Annotated in this window: 5 protein-coding genes; 2 read left to right on the top strand and 3 right to left on the bottom strand. The window is 50.1% G+C overall.

The window, feature by feature from the left end:
- Positions 1-702 (top strand): phenylalanine--tRNA ligase subunit beta-related protein (locus GAC_RS04840; protein WP_458797001.1); only part of this gene is annotated, 702 nt, incomplete at its 5' end.
- 281 nt (positions 703-983) lie between these two features.
- Entirely contained in the window at positions 984-3,230 is a 2,247-nt protein-coding gene (locus GAC_RS04835; RefSeq protein ID WP_010268053.1) for a ComEC/Rec2 family competence protein, read from the top strand.
- A 58-nt stretch (positions 3,231-3,288) separates the two neighbouring features.
- Here GAC_RS04835 and GAC_RS04830 read toward each other — a convergent pair whose 3' ends face one another.
- Genes GAC_RS04830 through rpmH form a run of 3 tightly spaced genes read right to left on the bottom strand, consistent with a single transcriptional unit; the run spans position 3,289 to position 5,120 of the window.
- A complete protein-coding gene (locus tag GAC_RS04830) occupies positions 3,289-4,608 on the bottom strand; it encodes an alanine:cation symporter family protein (RefSeq protein WP_010265232.1) in 1,320 nt (439 codons plus the stop codon).
- A gap of 12 nt (positions 4,609-4,620) precedes the next feature.
- Positions 4,621-4,995, bottom strand: coding sequence for a ribonuclease P protein component (rnpA, locus tag GAC_RS04825; RefSeq protein ID WP_035062449.1), 375 nt, complete (start codon positions 4,993-4,995; stop codon positions 4,621-4,623).
- Positions 4,986-5,120 carry a 50S ribosomal protein L34 gene (gene rpmH, locus GAC_RS05565; protein WP_010265225.1) on the bottom strand — a complete coding sequence of 45 codons (135 nt, stop codon included), beginning with the start codon at positions 5,118-5,120 and terminating at the stop codon, positions 4,986-4,988. The genes rnpA and rpmH overlap by 10 nt, the downstream gene beginning before the upstream one ends.
- Positions 5,121-5,432 lie beyond the last annotated feature (312 nt).

Genomic DNA, 5,432 nt, shown 5'->3' with positions numbered 1-5,432 from the left:
CAGGCATGTGGGTGTGAGAGCGTGGCGATTTTTGAGCTTGGGGAAGTTTATAGGTTTCTTGATGAAAGCGAGCGCTCGATATGCGGCGTACGTTCCGGCGATAACGTTCCTCGCAATCCACACGGCGCAACCAGAAAGTTTGATTTTTTTGACGCGAAGTGTGACGTTTTGCAGGTGCTTACCCAACTAGGTATTGATGGTCGGTTGGTTGAGTTCAGAAGCTGTGACAGGAGTTATATGCACCCGGCGCGATCAGCAGATGTGTATTTTCGCGACATATTGTGCGGATATGTTGGCGAGCTGCACCCCGACCTCATTGGGTTTTTTGAAATGCGGTCTGCCGCTGCGTGTTTTGAAATATTTTTATCCCGCATCCCGAATGTGGACGACAATCCCACAGGAGACGAGTTTTTGGTGCACAAATACCAGCCAGTGAAGAGGGATTTTGCGTTTGTGTTAGACCAGGGCGTGCAATCACAAGCTTTGGTTGACGTAGTAGGATGTATCCCCGGCGTGGCAGAAGTATCGGTTTTTGATTTCTACTGTGGGGATAACATACCCGAAGGCAAGGTGTCTATTGCTGTTGCTGTTGTGATGATTTCAAAAGTGGGCACCATGACTGAATCAGAGATTAAAGACGTATCCGAGCGCATTATAGCCCTGGTAGCGCAAAAATTGGGGGGCGAGCTTAGGGCTGATTGACCGATAATCTGCTGCAGGGGCGGACTTATGTTAAGTAGGCACGTTACTGCAGGGTATGGCTCTAGCTACGCTCAGACTGCAGGCCGCTGCCGCGCGGGGCGTTAATGTCCTAAAGTGTGGAAGAAGAGATAAGTGGTGGCACTCCAACCGGGCCTATGGCGTATGATGTGGGTCTCGCTTCGGTGGGGTAATATCTGCTGAGCATGAGCTGTTACAGGATGCATAACTTTGGAATTGGCCGGTCATTGAGGCGCTTGTATTCTTAAGATTTTAATCTAATAATGACTTTTGGCCTCACCGTTAACGCAATGCAGCCAGAAATCGGACCGTTCAACATAAAGAAGTTTTGGAGACTGACTATCGATGCATTAACATCTCAGGCCTGCAATTTTGTGATATGGATTCCAGCACTACAAGCGGCGGGCATCCTACTGTATTTCTCCTTAAAACACGAACCGAGTTTTACACTGGCGGCACTTGTGGCTTGTGCAATGGTGGCGCTTTTTTTACTCACGCTGATTAATACAAGGTTCCTACCGCTGCTGATTGTGGCGTTTGGGGCGCTGGGGTTTATCAGCGCGCATTGTAGGACCGCGTTACTCTTTCCCAAACAGCCGCCCATTTCCACGTTTCGGCGGGTGTACGTCAACGGCGCTACCGGACTGTTGAAGGAGATTAACCATAAGCCTGGATATGCCCAACTTCTAGTGTGTGATGTAGAGAGTGACAAGATTCAGGGCATATGTGCCAGACTTGCTGCAAGAACTGCAATTGATCCTACGATAAGACCCGGAGACATATTGACATTTTCTGGGGTGATCCACCCACCGCCCGTATCCGCGTCTAAACACGGCTACGACTTTGCCCGGGTTGCGTACTTCAGAGGCATTAATGCGGTCGGCTTTACGACCTCTCAGGTCAAGTTGCATGAACGACGCAGCAAGGTGGGGTTCAAGGAATGGGTTGAGAGAATCAGGGACGAGATTTATGCAAGGCTTGTTTCCGGCCTTCGGCGAGATTGCGCTGAAATAATGGCGGCGCTACTAGTCGGCAAGAGGCTTGGTATCAGAAGTGAGGTACTAGAAGACATAAGGAACTCCGGGCTGTCGCATCTGTTCGCAATATCCGGGCTGCACCTATCTTTTGTTGCTGGGATCTCCTTCATGCTTACCAGGAATATTTTTGTCCTCTCCGAGACTATAACACTCAAACATAACATAAAAAAATTTGCTGCGGTTGTGGCTATTATTGCGAGTTTTTTCTACCTGCTTATCTCTGGTATGCCAGTTTCGGCCTGCAGGGCATTTATTATGGTGACTCTGACTTTTGTTGGGATAATCGTTGATAAACCCAACAGTGTATTGCGCTCCATATCTCTCGCTGCATCTATCATATTATTGCTTACTCCCGAGACAATCTTGCTACCCAGCTTTCAAATGTCATTTGCCGCTGTTGTGGCGCTGGCTGGAAGTTGTGGCGTGAGCAGGGTAGTATCTGCAGGCAGCGTTGTGCGATACATCACCGCGGCAACTTCGGGCTCTCTGATCGCCAGCATTGCAACTGCCCCGTATGTTGTGTACCACTTCAATTACTTCTCCGTAGTTGGAGTGGTATCGAATATCATTGCCATCCCGCTTACGGCGTTTGTAGTGATACCACTTGGCCTTGTATACGTAATAACGGACTGTCTGCTTTCTGGTGCGTTAGTGGCTAGCCCGTTGGAAGCATCCGTGGGCCTGATTTTATATATTGCCCACTATGCCGCAAAAGTTGAGTGGTTAGCGCCAACCGTGCGCAGCATTCCTCCCGCCTCTGTACTGTTTATGACGCTCGGGTTGCTGGCATTCAGCTGGTGGCGCGGGACTGCAAGAATAATATTGGGTTTGCTTTTTGCCTTGTCTGGGTTTCTACTTGCGCTTGCCTACAAAACTCCGGACGTTCTTTATGGCGTTGGCGGAGTAGCCGTGAAAGAGGGTGACGGCCAGCTGTATTTTGCAATGAGGAGAGGAAGCACGAGAGGGTTTTCTTACTCCGCATGGGCTCGGGAAAATGGGCAGCCTAAAATCATCAATGGAGGCTATTTTGGCCAGGGGAAGAAGCTGATATGTATGGCAGGCGGCTGCATATATGATAGTAGAGTGATAATTTCTTGCGATACTGAGTTTATCTTACAACGCTGTTCAGAGGCGGATTTGGTAATACACACCGGGTCCGGCCCGCGCTACCCGGCACCGTGCAGCCACGTACCTCATATCACTTATGATGACATCAGGAAGCTCGGGGCGCATTATGTATCACTCAGTGGCTCTTCGGTTAAGGTAGAAAGTGCGCGTACCAGAAGACCATGGCACGCCAATGCGGCAAGTTTTGTTCAGGGGAAATGTGCGAAGTGTGCCGCAAGAAACAGAAATGCGGGCGATTCGACGCCTTTTTGCAACGGTTTAGCGATTGTGACGCACTCCGATAATAAACTACCAGTAGACCGCCGCAGAAAAGTACGGGTCCCGGCGGATAGCATCGGCCCGTAGCGTGCATGCGGATATGCGAACCACCAATTCCGTCAGAGTGCGCAATACTTGGGAAAAACTACCTCAAGTGTGCAACATTGAACATGTCACGATATCGCGATGCTACAACAAGCATTCCGATTGTGTTTACGATTGTGGCAAGTGAAATTGCAAGATCTGCAATGTCCCATAGGAGCGCGACCGTGCACACGGACCCCAGGGGAGCTATGGCTATAAAAAATGCGGTCCAGGCCTTTCCGTACGCATCCCTTCCCAAAACGTACAGCAGCGCTTCCTTTGAACACATAAGCCACGTTAGCATAGTGGTGAACGAGAAACAAAACATCAGCCCCAATAGCGCGTACTCTACATAACCCGACCCCAAAGCGCTGGTAAAAGCAGTGAAGCACATATTTGTGCTTTCCAATGCAGCATCGGACCACACGCCGGTAGTGAGCAATACCATGGTCGTCACGAAAGCCACGATCGCAACGACGAACGGTGAAACTAACGATATCAGGCTCTGTTGCGCCACAAACCTCTTGTCGTCACACTCGTTTGGTACTAATGAATGCACCGTTCCTTCTAGCCCTAGCCCTATATCGGTTGCGAATATGCCACGCAAGGCGCCGACCTGCACAACAGCCAGGATTTCCGCAATGAACGCCAGGGCTGCCCCATTTTTCAGGCTGTCTAGATTAAGAAAACTCGTGAGGATTAATGTAAGAGAGGGCAAAATGTTATCGTAGCACTTCACCAGAACAACGAAACACAGCGCTATGTACAGCAAAACCATCGCTGGGACCATGCCAGAGACAGTTTTGGCTATGAAATTCATACCCAAGGCGCTGACGAAAAAGAGTGCAAATGCCACAAGTATGCCCGCAGCCAAGGGTGGCAGATCCATGAGGCTCATAGGAATAGCCAGGGAATTTACTTGAACCAAGTTTCCGACGGTTATGGCACACACTGCGGTTACAAATGCAACGACGCAGGGAGCCCACTTCACCCCAAAAGCGTGCTTGACGTACACCACAGGCCCCCCGAACGTCTTGCCGTTTTGTGCTTGTACCCTTGTAGAGGTGCTTATGTAACAGTTGGCATATTTTATTATTGAGGCGACTGTTATTATCAGCACCATCCAGACTATAAAGCCGGGCCCCCCGGAACTTAATGCTATTGCGGTTCCGGAAATGTTACCAACACCCAGGTTTCCACCTAGAATTGTGCACACAGCGGCAACGGAGGAAAATTTTCTCCTCTCACCCGCGAAGAGCGAAGAAATGGCAAGAGGCAGCCCCCTTATCTGTAGCCAACCAGACGATATGGACATGCGCAACCCAGCAAACAGTAGCATGGCTACGGCTGGGATGCACAGGAGAGTGTTAAGCAAGCCCATAACTGCCTCCTACTAGTCGCAAACCGGTACATGCAGCCTCAGTCTCTTAAGACATGACACCAAACTGGACCGCAACACTGGTAGCTTGGTTTCTGACAGCCTACTACTGCTTACAAAAACGTAACAAAACCCTCTGGCCGCACTGGTGGATATGACATCTTGGGCAATGACCCGCAACCGCCTGCGTATCCTATTCCTAACTACAGAGTTTCCAGACTTTTTGCTTACCGTAAACCCCACCCGCACCAGGCCATCGCTCCCCGGCGGGTGTGCAGAATCCTCCACAGCTTGCAACAACAGGCCCTTGCTGCTTGCTGAGCGGCCACTGAACCTGGCGCGCGCGAACTCCTTTCTTTTCTTTAAGGTAACCACCCCTTTCAGGCGCACAAAAGGCACCTCCCCTTGGCACGCCTCCTGTTGAGAATCTTTCTGCCCCACCTTGTGGACATCCTGGCGCGGAAGCCGTGCCTGCGCTTTCTCACAATCCTACTTGGCTGAAACGTCCTTTTCATAGCACTGAACTAAGGCAAACAGCGTCCAGGCTATAATCAATCCCCGCTATTGTCAAGTAGTTACAACTTTAGGTCTTGCACTTCTGTCTCTTTGCTGGATATTCAACGCATTCAAGACCTGCATGGTGTGATTGTGGGTGAAAAGGCCTGAGGTGTTATACCTGTACACAGCACCGATTTGATAGGTATTGTTGCGGCGGTTTTTTGTTGTGGATCGGGAAGCTAGTATGTGTGGAGATTCCTGTAATGGAGTGGGAGCCTGTGATTATTCACGAGGCACAGAAGAAGAAACGCGAGCGTGAAGAACGTGTT

The sequence above is a fragment of the Anaplasma marginale str. Florida genome, from assembly GCF_000215485.1.
GTDB classification, from domain to species: Bacteria; Pseudomonadota; Alphaproteobacteria; order Rickettsiales; family Anaplasmataceae; genus Anaplasma; species Anaplasma marginale.
The sequence above is the reverse complement of the archived record's forward strand: the minus strand, read 5'-3'. Positions and strand labels throughout refer to the sequence as shown.